At 67.7% G+C, this 13,393-nt stretch carries 12 protein-coding genes; 2 read left to right on the forward strand and 10 right to left on the reverse strand.

All coding sequences use genetic code 11. The features are described 5' to 3' along the window. Nucleotides 1-24: 24 nt before the first annotated feature. The 6 genes from SK095_RS21260 to SK095_RS21285 all read right to left on the reverse strand — a co-directional run bounded on the left by SK095_RS21260 (nt 25) and on the right by SK095_RS21285 (nt 9,216). Nucleotides 25-228, reverse strand: a complete 204-nt coding sequence (locus SK095_RS21260; RefSeq protein WP_320547436.1) for a YodC family protein — start codon at nt 226-228, stop codon at nt 25-27. Between the two features lie 405 nt (nt 229-633). Then, complete coding sequence (locus SK095_RS21265) at nt 634-1,884, reverse strand: ribonucleotide-diphosphate reductase subunit beta (RefSeq protein ID WP_136489187.1); 1,251 nt, start codon at nt 1,882-1,884, stop codon at nt 634-636. Between the two features lie 85 nt (nt 1,885-1,969). After that, entirely contained in the window at nt 1,970-4,834 is a 2,865-nt protein-coding gene (locus SK095_RS21270; RefSeq protein WP_320547437.1) for a ribonucleoside-diphosphate reductase subunit alpha, read from the reverse strand. 627 nt (nt 4,835-5,461) lie between these two features. Next, nucleotides 5,462-6,190 carry a 4'-phosphopantetheinyl transferase family protein gene (locus SK095_RS21275; protein ID WP_320547438.1) on the reverse strand — a complete coding sequence of 243 codons (729 nt, stop codon included), beginning with the start codon at nt 6,188-6,190 and terminating at the stop codon, nt 5,462-5,464. Between the two features lie 29 nt (nt 6,191-6,219). Next, nucleotides 6,220-7,611 (reverse strand): adenylate/guanylate cyclase domain-containing protein, encoded by a 1,392-nt coding sequence (locus SK095_RS21280; protein ID WP_136490808.1) that lies wholly within the window; start codon nt 7,609-7,611, stop codon nt 6,220-6,222. A 147-nt stretch (nt 7,612-7,758) separates the two neighbouring features. Continuing rightward, a complete protein-coding gene (locus tag SK095_RS21285; protein ID WP_136490809.1) occupies nt 7,759-9,216 on the reverse strand; it encodes a TrkH family potassium uptake protein in 1,458 nt (485 codons plus the stop codon). Between the two features lie 162 nt (nt 9,217-9,378). Here SK095_RS21285 and SK095_RS21290 point away from each other — a divergent pair, with 162 nt between their 5' ends. Both SK095_RS21290 and SK095_RS21295 read left to right on the forward strand, forming a co-directional pair. Then, on the forward strand, nt 9,379-9,750 hold the full coding sequence (locus SK095_RS21290; RefSeq protein ID WP_136490810.1) for a YkgJ family cysteine cluster protein: 372 nt from the start codon (nt 9,379-9,381) through the stop codon (nt 9,748-9,750). 45 nt (nt 9,751-9,795) lie between these two features. Then, nucleotides 9,796-10,380 (forward strand): nitroreductase family protein, encoded by a 585-nt coding sequence (locus tag SK095_RS21295; protein WP_136490811.1) that lies wholly within the window; start codon nt 9,796-9,798, stop codon nt 10,378-10,380. On the opposite strand, the gene SK095_RS21300 is transcribed toward SK095_RS21295, so the two are convergent. The 4 genes from SK095_RS21300 to SK095_RS21315 all read right to left on the reverse strand — a co-directional run bounded on the left by SK095_RS21300 (nt 10,351) and on the right by SK095_RS21315 (nt 13,280). Next, nucleotides 10,351-11,679, reverse strand: coding sequence for a sensor histidine kinase (locus SK095_RS21300; RefSeq protein WP_136490812.1), 1,329 nt, complete (start codon nt 11,677-11,679; stop codon nt 10,351-10,353). The genes SK095_RS21295 and SK095_RS21300 overlap by 30 nt on opposite strands. A 60-nt stretch (nt 11,680-11,739) precedes the next feature. Then, nucleotides 11,740-12,168 carry a Spy/CpxP family protein refolding chaperone gene (locus SK095_RS21305; protein ID WP_136490813.1) on the reverse strand — a complete coding sequence of 143 codons (429 nt, stop codon included), beginning with the start codon at nt 12,166-12,168 and terminating at the stop codon, nt 11,740-11,742. 116 nt (nt 12,169-12,284) lie between these two features. Beyond that, nucleotides 12,285-12,974 (reverse strand): response regulator transcription factor, encoded by a 690-nt coding sequence (locus tag SK095_RS21310; RefSeq protein WP_136490814.1) that lies wholly within the window; start codon nt 12,972-12,974, stop codon nt 12,285-12,287. Between the two features lie 6 nt (nt 12,975-12,980). After that, nucleotides 12,981-13,280: a YciI family protein gene (locus tag SK095_RS21315; protein ID WP_136490815.1), complete on the reverse strand. Its 300-nt coding sequence runs from the start codon at nt 13,278-13,280 to the stop codon at nt 12,981-12,983. Between the last annotated feature and the right edge of the window lie 113 nt (nt 13,281-13,393).

The following is a 13,393-nucleotide window of genomic DNA, read 5'->3' on the forward strand; positions in this document are numbered from 1 at the left end:
CGCGGAGCGTGGGAGCGATCAGAGTCAGACAGCAAGTTTCTGAGTTTTTTCCAAAACAAGAGGAAGGAAAACCTCTCGCTTCACCGTCTGGCGGTTACCTACAGTCTCAAACCAGACACACCACACAGAGTTTTCTCCTGTCATGGCATTCTGGCCAACTTGCTCCACTGTCATTCTGGGGCCACCGGACTTCAATTTGACCAAGTCACCTGCGTTGAACGCTGTCATGGGGAATCCTTATTTTCGAGAGCTGTCGGGAGTCGTTTTTACCGGAACCCAAACATTTCCGGGTCGACTCGTTGGTGGGAGAGCCTTGTTGTCAGCCACTGTTGCGAAATTGTCTTTCGCACCACCTCGAGGGCCATGCTCTTGAAAAATACCGCCTTTATTACCGGTGTTTTCACCGGGCTTCTTGCCGTTTGCCATGGGATTAGCTCCGTATAGGCAGGTTGGAAACGGTGAGAAGGAAGACGGACGGAGGCGCAGAACGTCGGAATTTTTCCGAGCAGCCGAGCTTCGCACGCAGAAATTCTATAGAATCCGCGCCCATCCCTCGTCTCACCGAGGGTGAACGCTGTCTGAGGGGGAGTTTCCAGGCTGACCCCTCAGACAGCGGCTTTTCTTTCTTGGGAATCAATCCCAGGCCAACGCCCCACCCGTCTGATACTCGGTCACGCGAGTCTCGAAGAAGTTCTTCTCCTTCTTCAGGTCCATGATCTCGCTCATCCACGGGAACGGGTTGGTGGTGCCCGGGTACTGTTCCGGCAGGCCGATCTGGGTCAGGCGGCGGTTGGCGATGAACTTGAGGTAGTCCTCCATCATCGCCGCGTTCATGCCCAGCACGCCGCGGGGCATGGTGTCGCGGGCGTATTCGATCTCCAGCTGGGTGCCCTGCAGGATCATCTGGGTCGCCTCGTCCTTCATCTCGGCGTCCCACAGGTGCGGGTTCTCGATCTTGATCTGGTTGATCATGTCGATGCCGAAGTTCAGATGCATGGATTCGTCGCGCAGGATGTACTGGAACTGCTCGGCGGTGCCGGTCATCTTGTTGCGGCGGCCCATGGAGAGGATCTGGGTGAAGCCGCAGTAGAAGAAGATGCCTTCCAGCACGCAGTAGTAGGCGATCAGGTTCTTGAGGAACTGCTTGTCGGTCTCGACGGTGCCGGTGTTGAACTGCGGGTCGGAGATCGAGCGGGTGTACTTGAGGCCCCAGGACGCCTTCTTCGCGACGCTCGGGATCTCGTGGTACATGTTGAAGATCTCGCCCTCGTCCATGCCCAGCGACTCGATGCAGTACTGGTAGGCGTGGGTGTGGATCGCTTCCTCGAAGGCCTGGCGCAGGATGTACTGGCGGCACTCGGGGTTGGTGATCAGGCGGTACACGGCCAGCGCCAGGTTGTTGGCGACCAGCGAGTCGGCGGTGGAGAAGAAGCCGAGGTTGCGCATGACGATGCGCCGCTCGTCCTCGGTGAGGCCGTCCTGGCTCTTCCACAGGGCGATGTCCGCGTTCATGTTGACCTCTTGCGGCATCCAGTGGTTGGCGCAGCCGTCGAGGTACTTCTGCCAGGCCCAGTCGTACTTGAACGGCACGAGCTGGTTGAGGTCGGCGCGGCAGTTGATCATGCGCTTCTCGTCGACGCGCACGCGGGCGGCGGCGCCTTCGAGGTCTTCCAGGCCTTCGCGGATGTCCAGCTCGTTGAGCGCGGCCTTGGCGCGGGCCACGGCGGCGGAGTCGTCGGCGGTGACGGCGCGGGCGTCGTGGGCGAAGGCGTCGCCGGCGCTGTCCAGCTTGTCGAGGGTCATCGGCGCAGCGCTCTCGCTGGCGGCAGCGGCCGGCTTGGCGGCTACGGTTTCCTCGGTATCGAATTCATCCCAGCTCAGCATGGTGCTTGCTCCTGATTGGGGGACCGGGGCAGGCCGGTCGAAGGTGTTCGGTAGCCCCTCTCCCGGCGGGAGAGGGGCGTGCGGCTTACTGGCAGGCTTCGCAATCCGGGTTGTCGATGCTGCACGCCTGCGGCACTGGAGCCGGCTTCGGCTCGGCGGCCGGCAGGCTTTCGTCCACACCTGCGGACACGGCGTTGAGCTTGCCGGTGGTGATGGTCGACTTCTCGGTGCTGGTGGCGGCCAGCGCGCGGAGGTAGTAGGTGGTCTTCAGGCCGCGGAACCAGGCCATGCGGTAGGTCACGTCGAGCTTCTTGCCCGAGGCGCCGGCGATGTACAGGTTCAGCGACTGGGCCTGGTCGATCCACTTCTGACGGCGGCTGGCGGCCTCGACGATCCACTTGGTCTCGACTTCGAAGGCGGTGGCGTACATCGCCTTGAGGTCGGCCGGGATGCGTTCGATCTGCTGCACGGAGCCGTCGTAGTACTTGAGGTCGTTGACCATCACCGGGTCCCACAGGCCGCGGGCCTTGAGGTCGTGGACCAGGTAGGGGTTGATCACGGTGAACTCGCCGGACAGGTTCGACTTCACGTAGAGGTTCTGGTAGGTCGGCTCGATCGACTGCGACACGCCAACGATGTTGGAGATGGTCGCGGTCGGCGCGATGGCCATGATGTTGGAGTTGCGCATGCCCTTCTGCACGCGGGCGCGGATCGGCGCCCAGTCCAGGGTGCTGGAGCGGTCGACCTCGATGTACTTGGCGCCACGCTGCTCGGCGAGGATGTCCAGCGAGTCGATCGGCAGGATGCCCTGGCTCCACAGCGAGCCGTCGAAGGTCGAGTAGGCGCCGCGCTCGTCGGCCAGGTCACAGGAGGCCTGGATGGCGAAGTAGCTGATGGCTTCCATCGACTGGTCGGCGAAGGCGATGGCGTCTTCGGAACCGTAGGCGATGTGCTGCAGGTACAGGGCGTCCTGGAAGCCCATGATGCCCAGGCCCACCGGGCGGTGCTTGAAGTTGGCGTTCTGCGCCTGCGGCACGCTGTAGTAGTTGATGTCGATGACGTTATCCAGCATGCGCACGGCGGTCTTCACGGTGCGCTCGAGTTTGGCGGTGTCCAGCTTGCCATCGACGATGTGGTTGACCAGGTTGATCGAACCCAGGTTGCACACCGCGATCTCGTCGGCGTTGGTGTTGAGGGTGATCTCGGTGCACAGGTTGGAGCTGTGCACGACACCGACGTGCTGCTGCGGGCTGCGCAGGTTGCACGGGTCCTTGAAGGTCAGCCACGGGTGGCCGGTCTCGAACAGCATCGACAGCATCTTGCGCCACAGGTCCTTGGCCTTGATGGTCTTGTGCAGCTTGAGCTTGCCGTACTGGGTCAGGGCTTCGTAGTACTCGTAGCGCTCCTCGAAGGCGCGGCCGGTCAGGTCGTGCAGGTCCGGCACGTCGGACGGGGAGAACAGGGTCCAGTCGCCGTCCTCGAACACGCGCTTCATGAACAGGTCGGGAATCCAGTTCGCGGTGTTCATGTCGTGGGTGCGGCGACGGTCGTCACCGGTGTTCTTGCGCAGCTCGAGGAATTCCTCGATGTCCAGGTGCCAGGTTTCCAGGTAGGCGCACACCGCGCCCTTGCGCTTGCCGCCCTGGTTGACCGCCACGGCGGTGTCGTTGACCACCTTGAGGAAGGGCACGACGCCCTGGCTCTTGCCGTTGGTGCCCTTGATGTAGGAGCCCAGCGCGCGCACCGGGGTCCAGTCGTTGCCCAGACCGCCGGCGAACTTTGACAGCATGGCGTTGTCGTGGATGGCGTTGTAGATGCCCGACAGGTCGTCCGGAACGGTGGTCAGGTAGCAGCTGGACAGCTGCGGACGCAGGGTGCCGGCGTTGAACAGGGTCGGGGTCGAGGCCATGTAGTCGAACGACGACAGCAGGTTGTAGAACTCGATGGCGCGCGCCTCGCGGTCCTGCTCCTCGATGGCCAGGCCCATGGCGACGCGCATGAAGAACACCTGCGGCAGCTCGAAGCGGATGTCGTTCTTGTGCAGGAAGTAGCGGTCGTAGAGGGTCTGCAGGCCGAGGTAGGTGAACTGCTGGTCGCGCTCGTGATCCAGCGCGGCGCCCAGCTTGGCCAGGTCGAACTCGCGCAGCTTGGGATCGAGCAGCTCGAACTCGATGCCCTTGTCGACGTAGACGGCCAGCGCCTTGGCGTAGAAGTCGGCCATCTCGTGGTGGGTGGCGCGCTCGGCGATGCCGAGGAAGCCGAGGGCTTCGGCGCGCAGGGTGTCCATCAGCAGGCGGGCGGTGACGTAGCTGTAGTTCGGCTCGCGCTCGACCAGGGTGCGCGCGGTCATCACCAGGGCGGTGTTGACGTCCTTCTCGGACACGCCGTCGTAGAGGTTCTTCAGGGTCTCGCGCTGGATCAGCGCGCCATCGACCTCGGCCAGGCCTTCGCAGGCCTCGGCGATGATGGTCTGCAGGCGGCCCAGATCCAGCGGGGTCTTCTCGCCGTTGGCCAGGGTGACGCGGATGCTCGGGTGCGGCTGGGCCACTTCGCTGGTCGCGGCGGCGCGCTTGCGCTCCTGGGCGCGGGCTTCGCGGTAGATCACGTAGTCGCGGGCGACCTTGTGCTCGCCGGCGCGCATCAGGGCCAGTTCGACCTGGTCCTGGATCTCCTCGATGTGGATGGTGCCGCCGGACGGCATGCGGCGCTTGAAGGTGGCGCTGACCTGCTCGGTCAGACGCGCCACGGTGTCGTGGATGCGCGACGAGGTGGCAGCGGAGCTGCCCTCCACCGCGAGGAAGGCCTTGGTGATGGCAACGGTGATCTTGTCGTCGGTGTAGGGCACGACGGTGCCGTTGCGCTTGATCACGCGCAGCTGGCCGGGAGCGGTGGCGGCCAGATCCTGGCCGGCGTCGGCCTGGGCGTTCTCGCGAGTGGTGTCGGTGTGCATCGGGGACTCCGCAGTTTGGGTTTCGGACCGGACGCTCGCGCGGTGCGCCTTGGCGGGTCGACCTGCCGCAACACCACGGTGGGCAGGCGGGCAGGCGGCACGGGGCGAGCGTCAGTTAATGACTCTGTTCCGGCTGCGACAGAGCGGTGCGCCGGTCTGTCTGCAGGCTGTTGCAACTACTACATCTTGTGTTTCGTCTTCGTCTGCCAGCGCCCCTTGGGGCGTCGATCCGGCGCGCGGCAGTGAGGCTAGCAGAGCGGCCGTCCGGGCGGCTGCGGTTTTGTCTCACTGCGGCTGTGACGAGGGTCAAAGAGCTGGCGCCTGGTGGTGCCTGAAAAAGCCAAAGGACACTAGATGTAGTGTCCTTCGTGTGCCTGCGGCACAGCATAGTGCGCTCGTTACGAGGGTGCAAATCGCAGCTGTGGATAGTGCTGTGGATAAGCTGTGGGGCTGTTGTGCGCTTCTCCAGGCCCTGCGGTGCAGGCCGCGGCAGTGCTGTCTCTGCGCCGTTCGTCGCCTGCCGTGGACCGTCCTGCAGGCCGGCTCAGGTGGCGAAGGGCGCGCAAATTAACACAATATCTAGTATGTGGGCAGGCTTGGAAAAATGCCCCGATTGTGCGATGCGCCTCAGTCGGCGGCGACCGCCACCAGGCTCAGCAGGCGCTCTTCGCGGACGGCGAACTGGCCATCCAGGCAGCGTCCCTGGCGCCATTCGCCGTCCAGGTCCTCGCGCAGCTGCAGGCGCACCCGGCCGTCGCCGTCCTGCTCGACCAGCGCGGCGGCGTGGAACCAGAAGCGCCGGCCGACCAGCGGGTAGAGGGCCTTGAACAGGCTTTCCTTGAGCGAGAAGCACAGGGTCAGGTGCAGGCCGCGCTCGGCCTCGGGCAGGCGGCGGAAGTGCGCCAGTTCGTCGGCGGTGAGGATCTCGCCGGCCAGGCGCTCGGCGCGGTCGCTGCCCAGCAGGCGCTCGGCGTCCAGGCCGAGGCCGCGCCAGGCGCTCCGGGCGCCGACCAGGGCGGCGGCCCAGCCGTGGCTGTGGGTGATGCTGCCGGTGACGCCGACCGGCCAGCAGGGCGCGTTGTCGGCGCCGCGGGCGGGGTAGCTGGGCTGGCCGCTGAGGGCCTGCAGGGCGCTGGCGGCGCACAGGCGGCCGGCGAGGAACTCGCTCTGGCGCTTGCGCGCGGCGCTGGCGATGCCGGCCGGCGCGGCGAGGGCGCAGCGGGCGAAGTCGTCCGCGGCGAGCTGCGCCGGGTCGAAGCGGCAGCTGTGCAGGTGCAGGCCGGGCAGCGCCTGCGGCAGCACCCAGTCGGTGACCGGGGCGCTGCAGCAGGCGGGCAGGGGGAGTGGGGCAGGCATGCGCGCAGTATGGCGCAGGCGCGCGTCGATCAGAAGATGACCTTGTCGCGCAGCTTCTCGGCGGCCTGCTGCAGGGCGAGGATGACCCGCTCCTTGTCGTAGTTCTGGATGCTGTTGGTGTCCAGGTACATGGAGAAGCCGGGCAGCTCGTGCTCCAGGTAGCTGGAGCTGGCGCCGAGGTCGCGGCGGAAGTCGACCACCTGGTAGATCTGCACCGGGCGGGAGAAGCCCTTGACGCTGATCTGGCCCTTGTCGCGGCACATGATCACGTCCTTGATCATCGAGTAGGTCTCGTGGGAGATGAGGATCTCGCCGGACTCGGAGGCGCTTTCCAGGCGGCTGGCGAGGTTCACCTCGCGGCCGATGATGGTGTAGTCCATGCGCGTGTCGGCGCCGAAGTTGCCCACGGTGCAGTAGCCGGTGTTGATGCCCATGCGGATCTCCAGCGGCTTGGTGATGCCCTGGCTGCGCCACTGCTGGCGCAGCACCTTCATGTGCTTGCGCATGGCGATGGCCATGGACACCGCGGCCACGGCGTCCTTCTTGGCGCCCTGGGTGGTGGGGTCGCCGAAGAACACCATCACCGCGTCGCCGATGAACTTGTCGATGGTGCCGCCGTACTTGAGGGCGATCTTCGACATCTCGTTGAGGTAGGTGTTGAGCAGGTCGGTCAGTGCCTCGGCCTCGAGTTCCTCGGACAGCTCGGTGAAGCCCTTGATGTCGGAGAAGAACACGGTGAGCTTCTTGCGCTGGGTCTCCAGGCGCACGCTCTTCTTGCCGCTGAAGATCGATTCCCACACCTGCGGCGACAGGTACTTGGCCAGGTTGCGCGCCAGCCCCGCGGCCTTCTCCTGTTCCTTCTTGATCTCCTCGCGCGCCTGGGCCAGGCGCTGGCCCTGCTCGTGGACGAGGAAGGCGGCGATGCAGACATAGAGGAGGGTGAACAGGATGCTGACCCCGGCCACCAGCGGCGGGGTGTCCAGCTTGAGTTCCGGGCCGATGGCCACGCCCGAGAGCACCGCGCCGATCAGCGCGGCGAGCACGGCGATGACCAGCGAGCGCAGGCCGCCGACGATCAGCGCGGTGAAGGTCAGGGTCAGGGCGAACATCAGGCTCGGCACCAGTGCGTAGCCGAGCAGGCTCATGCCGATGCCGGCATGGGCGGCGTCGATCAGCAGCAGGGTCTGGTCGGTCTGCTCGGGATGGCTGTGCCTGAAGCGCCGGCTGAGGTGGTGGGCCAGGTGCGGGTAGAGCAGGGTGTAGGGCACCAGCCAGAGGATGTCGTAGCCGAAGAACTGGCTGTAGGTGCCGGCGGCGATGCTGGCGGCGGCGGCCAGGTAAGCCAGGGTGCGTGACTGGTATTCGCGCAGGTGGGGGTCCGGCAACTTGTTGACCGAACGCCCGAGAATGGTGAACTTCATCGGGTCGGGGACTTCCCTGACAGGGGCCCGCACCTCTGCTGGGTGCTGCGGGCTGGACAGGCCATGCGGGCAAGGGCATGGCGGACGCCGGATATTAGCCGAGCCGCCCGCCGGGCGCAAAGGAGGCGTGCGTCCTGCGCTCCGGCCTCAGTGGCGCCAGAACGCCGGGGTCAGCACCACCAGGATGGTGACGATCTCCAGGCGGCCGAGCAGCATGCCGACCGACAGCAGCCACTTGGCGCTGTCCGGCAGGCTGGCGAAGTTGCCGGCCGGGCCGATGATCGGGCCCAGGCCCGGGCCGACGTTGCACACCGCGGTGGCGGCGCCGGTCAGCGCAGTGACCCAGTCGAGGCCGAGCAGGGCGAGGCCGAGGGCGATCACGCCGATGGTGATGGTGAAGAAGAACGACAGGGTGATCAGCGAGCGGACGATGTCCTCGTCGATCGGGTGGTTGTTGTACTGCTGCTTGATCACCGCGCGCGGGTGGATCATCTGCTGCAGGTTGGCCTTGAGCATCACGTAGGCGACCTGGAAGCGGAAGATCTTCAGGCCGCCGGCGGTGGAGCCGGAGCAGCCGCCGATGAAGGTCAGGTAGAAGAACATCAGCACGGCGAAGCCGCCCCACAGGGTGTAGTCGCCGAGGGCGAAGCCGGTGGTGGTGACCACCGAGACCACGTTGACGGTGACGATGCGCAGGGCATCCAGCCAGGCGTGCTCGGAGTTGAACCACAGCCAGGTGGCGAAGCCCAGGCAGGTGACCAGCAGGAAGCCGAGGAAGCCGCGCACCTGATGGTCGCGGACGATCGCCTTGCGGTTGCCGCGCAGGAAGGCCACGTAGAGGGTGAACGGCAGGCTGCCGAGCAGCATGAACACCACGGCGACCCAGTGCACTGCCGGCTGCGTCCAGTGCGCCAGCGAGGAGTCGGAGGTGGAGAAGCCGCCTGTGGAGATCGAGGCCATGGAGTGGTTGATCGCCTCGAACGGCGTCATGCCGGCCCACCAGAAGGCGAAGAAGCCGAGGGCGGTGAAGGCGACGTAGATGGCGAGGATGTATTTGGCCACCATGTGCGAGCGCGGCATGACCTTCTCCGACCAGTCGGAGGACTCGGTCTGGAACAGGCGCATGCCGCCGACGCGCAGCAGCGGCAGCACCGCCACCGCCATGCCGATGAAGCCGATGCCGCCCAGCCAGTGCAGCATCGAGCGCCAGATCAGCAGGGCGGGCGAGGCGTTGTCGAGGCCGCTGAGGATGGTCGAGCCGGTGGTGGTGATCCCCGACATGGTCTCGAAGAAGGCGTCGGTGTAGCTGATGTGCTGGATGAACACCATCGGCAGGGCGGCGAACCCGCACACCACCACCCAGCTCGAGGTGGTCAGCATGTACATGTCGCGCGGGCGCAGCTGCAGGTGCTTGGGCTGGCCGGGGAGGACCATGGCCAGGCCGCAGCCGAAGGTGATCAGGGCGGGCCAGACGAAGTCGGAGAGCCGCTCCTCGGCGCCCTTCATGGTCAGCTGGGTGAGGATGGGGATGACCATGCTGGCGGCCAGCGTGATGAGGAAGATGCCCAGAAGGAAGGCGATCATGCGTAGGGTCGACAGGGTCATGGCGGAGTATCACTGGCCGGGGCGGGCGGCATTCTGCGCTCGTCCGCCAGAGCTGTAAACGGCCGCGAATTTTTCTGCCGGACGGCCTTTTCAGGCCGATTCGGCGCTCGCTAGAATCCGCGGCTCCCGCCGGCAGTCGCCGGTTCCTGCGGTGTTGCACCGATGTCCGAAAACAATCCCTGCCTGACGTGCGGCGCCTGCTGCGCGTATTTTCGTGTGTCCTTCTATTGGGGCGAGTGCCGGTCGGCCGGTGGCCTGGTTCCGGACGAGCTGGTCGAGCAGATCAGTCCCCACCACGCCGCCATGCGTGGCACCACCAGCAAGCCGGCGCGCTGCGTCAGCCTGATGGGCGAGGTCGGCTGCGGCGTGCGCTGCACCATGTACGAGCAGCGCTCCTCGGCGTGCCGCGAGTTCGAGGCGTCCTGGGAACACGGCGAGCACAACCCGCGCTGCGACGCCGCCCGCGCCGCCCACGGCCTGCCGCCGCTGACTCCGCCGCTGCAGCCTGACCTGTCGCCCGACCGCGCGGCCTGAGATCCCGGCTAGAATGCCGGCTCCGACCCTTCAAGGAGAATGTCCATGGATGCGCTCGATGCGCTGTTCAACCGTGTCTCGGTGGCCCGCCTGGGCGAGCCGGCGCCCACGCCCGAGCAGCGCGAGCTGCTGCTGCGCGCCGCCCTGCGCGCGCCGGATCACGGCCAGCTGCGGCCGTGGCGCTTCCTGACCATCGAGGGCGAGGCCCGCGAGGCGCTCGGCGAGCTGTTCGCCCGCGCCGAACTGGCGCGCGATGCCCAGGTGCCGACGGCGGTGCTCGACAAGGTGCGCGCCATGCCGCTGCGCGCCCCGCTGCTGATGGTGGTGATCGCCTGCGTCAGGGAGCATCCCAAGGTGCCGGCGTCCGAGCAGTTGCTGGCCGCCGGCTGCGCGGCGCACGGTATCCTGCTCGCCGCCCACGCCCTGGGGCTGGGCGCGATCTGGCGCACCGGCGAGCTGTCCCACGACGCCACCGTGCATGCCGGCCTCGGCCTGGCCGGCAACGAGCAGCTGCTCGGCTTCCTCTATCTGGGCACGCCGCAGGGCGAGCTGCGCAAGCCGCAGCCGCTGGAGCCGGCGGAGTTCGTCGCCGCCTGGAACTCAGACCTTTCCGTCGCCGCCCAGGGGTAGTTCGAGGCGGGCGACGAAGCCTCCGCCGGGGTGGTTGGCCAGCACCAGCTGGCCGCCATGGCGCTGTGCCGCGCGGCGGGCGATGGCCAGGCCCAGGCCGTGGCCGGCGCTGGTCTGGCCGGGGGCGCGGAAGAACGGCTCGCCCAGTTGCGCGAGGTGTTCCCCGGCCACCCCCGGGCCATGGTCGCGGACTTCCAGTATCAGGCGTTCGCCGTCGCGGCGCGCGCCGATTTCCAGCGGCTGGTCGGGCGGGTTGAAGCGCAGGGCGTTGCGCAGCAGGTTGTCCAGCGCGCGCTCGAGCAGCTCCGGCCAGCCGGTCAGCTGCAGTCCCGGCTCCATCTCCAGGCGGATCTCCTGCTGCGGCGCCAGCAGGCCCGCATCCTCGCGCAGCTTGCCGAGCAGGGCGGCGAGGTCCACCGTCTGCGGCTGGCTGCTCTCGGCGTCGACCCGCGCCAGCACCAGGATCTCGCTGATCAGCGCCTCCAGGCGGTCGCATTCCTGCACCAGCCGCGGCCACAGGCGCGTGCGCTCGGCGTCGCTGGCGCGCTCGGCCAGCGCCAGGGCGATGCGCAGGCGCGCCAGTGGCGAGCGCAGCTCGTGGGAGACGTCGCGCAGCAGCTGGCGCTGGCTGCCGATCAGGTCCTGCAGGCGCGCGCCCATGCGGTTGAAGTCGCGCGCCAGGGTGCCCAGCTCGTCGCGCCGCCGGGCCAGGCGCGCCAGGCTGTGCTGCTGGTAGGTGGTCTGGCCGAGGTCGTGCACCGCGCCGCGCAGGCGGTTGAGCGGGCGGGTGATCGACAGGGTGAGCAGCGCGCTGAACAGGGTCAGCACCACCACGGCGATGGCCAGCGCGCTGACCGGCCACAGCAGGCTGTCGCGCTGCCAGCCGGCCAGCTCGGCGTGCGGGATGCGGTAGATGAACAGGTAGGTCTGCCCGCTGGCGGCGCTGGTCTGGTCCTCGGTCAGCCGCCGCCAGGGCAGGCGGTGGCCTTCGCGGCGCGCCTCGAAGGCCGCCGCGCGGGGCGGGAAGGTGCCGCGCACCAGCGGCTGGCCGGCTTCGTCGAGCACCTGCACGTCGACATGCCGGCGGTGTTTGTGGCGCTCGAGGAGCTCCTGCGCCGCCTGCGGGCCCCTCTGTTCGTAGCGCTCGATCCAGCGGCTGGCCAGGTCGCGCACGCCGGGGTGGCGGGCCAAAATCCAGGCGTCCTGGTTCAGCGCGTGGCCGAGCAGCAGCGACAGGCCGGCCACCAGGGCGATGGCCAGCCAGAACGAGGCGAAGATGCGCCAGAACAGGGTGCGCATGCGCGGGTCCGTGGTCGGAAATGAGGGAAGGGGCGTCCAGCGTGGACGCCCCGTGCGGGATTACTCGGCCTTCTTGTCGCGCTCGGCCTTCCAGGCTTCGAACTCGGCGCGTTCGGCGCGGCGCTTCTCCATCTCGACCTGCAGTTCGTCGAACTTCTTCTGCTGCTCGGGCGTCAGGGTGTCGCGGATGGTCTTCTGCTGCTTGGCGCGGCTGGCTTCCTGCTCCTTGGCCATGGCGGCCTTGTCGGCGGCCGGCAGCTTGTCCAGGTAGCGCTGGTTGATCTCGCGCTGGGTCTGCATGTTCTCGCGCATGGCCTCGCCGACCTTCTGGCGCTGTTCGGGAGTGAGGTCGAGGCCGCGCAGCATGTGGCCGTGGTGGCCGTCGCCGCGCTTGTGGTAGGCGCCGTGGTCATCGCCCATGCCGGGGCCGGCGACGGCCAGGGTGGGCAGGGCGGCGGCGAGGAGCAGGGCGGTCAGGGTCTTGCGCATTGTCTGTTTCCTTCTCGTGGGCGGCTTGGCTTGCCGGATGAGCTCAGTCTAGGGCGCGCAAGGTCAATGGCGGTCAGCCGTGGGTAAAGGCTGGGTAAAGATGCGGGGCTGTCCGCTCAGGGCGCGTAGTAGTAGCCGCGACCGCGGCTGGCGAGGATGCGCGGGCGGCCGTCGGCGTGCGGGCCGAGCTTCTTGCGCAGGTTGCTGACGTGCATGTCCAGGCTGCGGTCGTAGAGGGTCAGCCGGCGGCCGAGGGCGAGCTGGGCCAGGACCTGCTTGTCCAGCGGCTCGCCAGGCTGCTTGAGCAGCGCCTCGAGGATGTGGCTTTCCGACACGGTGAGGGCGATTTCCTGTTCGCCGAGCATGGCCACGCCGCGGCTCGGGCTGTAGCTGAGGTCGCCCAGTTCCAGGCGGGTGTTCGCGCTCGGGCTGCCGCCGCCCGGCTGCACGCGGCGCAGCACGGCGCGCAGCCGGGCGGTCAGCTCGCGCGGGTCGCACGGCTTGGCCAGGTAGTCGTCGGCGCCCAGTTCCAGGCCGAGGATGCGGTCGAGCGGCTCGCCGCGCGCCGAGAGCATCAGCACCGGCAGCTCGGGGTGCTCGCCGCGCAGTTGCCTGAGCAGCTCCAGGCCGCTGCCGTCGGGCAGCATGACGTCCAGCACCACGGCATCCGGCGCCTGTTCGGCCAGCGCCTGGCGGGCGCTGCCGCCGTCGTGGCAGGCGCGCACCTGGAAGCCCTCCTGGCCCAGCCAGGCGGCCAGCAGGTCGGTCAGCTCGTGGTCGTCGTCGATCAGCAGCAGCTGGCTCATGGCGACTCAGGGCAGGGTCTGGCGGAACGGCTTGACCACTACCTCGGCGTACACGCCGGCGGCGCAGAAGGGGTCGGCCTCGGCCCAGGCACGGGCGGCTTCCAGCGAGTCGAACTCGGCGACGATCAGGCTGCCGGTGAAGCCGGCCGGGCCCGGGTCGTTGCTGTCGATGGCCGGGTGCGGGCCGGCGAGCACCAGGCGGCCGGCGTCCTTCAGGGCGTTGAGGCGCTCGAGGTGGGCCGGGCGGGCGGCCAGGCGGGCCTCGAGGGAGTTGGCGACGTCGCTGGCGATGATGGCGTAGAGCATGGCGGTCCTTGAGTGTTTGGCGGGCGCAGCAGGGGGCAGGGGGCGCGCCTGGCGGCGAATTGTCGTGCGGCGTGCGCCAGAGGCGATGCGAAGGGGGCATAATAACAGACCGC

The organism is Pseudomonas sp. AN-1 (assembly GCF_034057115.1).
Taxonomy (GTDB): domain Bacteria; phylum Pseudomonadota; class Gammaproteobacteria; order Pseudomonadales; family Pseudomonadaceae; genus Geopseudomonas.

What these genes read in the sequence shown, in the direction of transcription:
- SK095_RS21260 (WP_320547436.1), bottom strand. Translation starts at nt 228, where the DNA reads ATGACAGCGTTCAACGCAGGTGACTTGGTCAAATTGAAGTCCGGTGGC.
- SK095_RS21265 (WP_136489187.1), bottom strand. Translation starts at nt 1,884, where the DNA reads ATGCTGAGCTGGGATGAATTCGATACCGAGGAAACCGTAGCCGCCAAG.
- SK095_RS21270 (WP_320547437.1), bottom strand. Translation starts at nt 4,834, where the DNA reads ATGCACACCGACACCACTCGCGAGAACGCCCAGGCCGACGCCGGCCAG.
- SK095_RS21275 (WP_320547438.1), bottom strand. Translation starts at nt 6,190, where the DNA reads ATGCCTGCCCCACTCCCCCTGCCCGCCTGCTGCAGCGCCCCGGTCACC.
- SK095_RS21280 (WP_136490808.1), bottom strand. Translation starts at nt 7,611, where the DNA reads ATGAAGTTCACCATTCTCGGGCGTTCGGTCAACAAGTTGCCGGACCCC.
- SK095_RS21285 (WP_136490809.1), bottom strand. Translation starts at nt 9,216, where the DNA reads ATGACCCTGTCGACCCTACGCATGATCGCCTTCCTTCTGGGCATCTTC.
- SK095_RS21290 (WP_136490810.1), top strand. Translation starts at nt 9,379, where the DNA reads ATGTCCGAAAACAATCCCTGCCTGACGTGCGGCGCCTGCTGCGCGTAT.
- SK095_RS21295 (WP_136490811.1), top strand. Translation starts at nt 9,796, where the DNA reads ATGGATGCGCTCGATGCGCTGTTCAACCGTGTCTCGGTGGCCCGCCTG.
- SK095_RS21300 (WP_136490812.1), bottom strand. Translation starts at nt 11,679, where the DNA reads ATGCGCACCCTGTTCTGGCGCATCTTCGCCTCGTTCTGGCTGGCCATC.
- SK095_RS21305 (WP_136490813.1), bottom strand. Translation starts at nt 12,168, where the DNA reads ATGCGCAAGACCCTGACCGCCCTGCTCCTCGCCGCCGCCCTGCCCACC.
- SK095_RS21310 (WP_136490814.1), bottom strand. Translation starts at nt 12,974, where the DNA reads ATGAGCCAGCTGCTGCTGATCGACGACGACCACGAGCTGACCGACCTG.
- SK095_RS21315 (WP_136490815.1), bottom strand. Translation starts at nt 13,280, where the DNA reads ATGCTCTACGCCATCATCGCCAGCGACGTCGCCAACTCCCTCGAGGCC.